The organism is Klebsiella sp. K-Nf6 (genome assembly GCF_002806655.1).
GTDB lineage: Bacteria > Pseudomonadota > Gammaproteobacteria > Enterobacterales > Enterobacteriaceae > Klebsiella > Klebsiella variicola.
Genome location: NZ_PIBN01000054.1, coordinates 1 through 616, shown reverse-complemented (window position 1 = coordinate 616; position 616 = coordinate 1). Strand labels below are relative to the sequence as shown.

At 47.6% G+C, this 616-nt stretch carries 2 protein-coding genes; both read right to left on the bottom strand.

Annotated features, from left to right (window positions below; translation table 11 throughout):
* A partial coding sequence (locus tag CWM61_RS28585; protein WP_133122481.1) for a type II toxin-antitoxin system HicB family antitoxin occupies window positions 1-227 on the bottom strand: 227 nt, incomplete at its 3' end.
* A 47-nt stretch (window positions 228-274) separates the two neighbouring features.
* On the bottom strand, window positions 275-451 hold the full coding sequence (locus CWM61_RS28580; protein ID WP_100632281.1) for a type II toxin-antitoxin system HicA family toxin: 177 nt from the start codon (window positions 449-451) through the stop codon (window positions 275-277).
* Window positions 452-616 lie beyond the last annotated feature (165 nt).

Genomic DNA, 616 nt, shown 5'->3' with positions numbered 1-616 from the left:
TTAGCTGCCACGCTGGCCGGAACCTCAACAAACGCATCACCTTCTGCTGATGGAGCGGGAATCTCCCGGCGGTCGTCAAAGTAAAAATCAAACGCCGTCACCAGGGCATCTTGCGCCATTTCTAACGCTTCCTCCCTGGTCTCTCCTCCCGTGATTGCCTCTGGGATATCCGGAAAGAATACCGCCCAGCCGGTTTCGTCATGCTCAAAAATTACCGGGTATCGCATATTGATTAAGTGAACCTCCGCGAGTACCAGCCCCGAGGGGCTGGATTTTATTTGATACCGAGTTGCTTAAGAATTGCCTTCCTCAGCGGTTCCGGTATTTCCTTCCCCGGATGTCTCGGCATTACCGTTTGCTTGCCGTTGAGATTGATTTTCAAGTGGTTAGTACCATCTTTAAATTCTGCCCCTTGAGCTGCAAGCCAACGCCTCAACTCGCTTTGCTTCACTTCCTCCTCTTGTCTGTTTAACTTGAGACAAGTATAAACATTTTTGTTTATAGCATCAAGCAAAGAATAAACATTTTTGTTTATAAAAATAACAGTGGGAGCTATTGCCCAACACCTCTACGCCACGGTGAGGCGAAGCAAATCAATTATGCGATATACGACGAT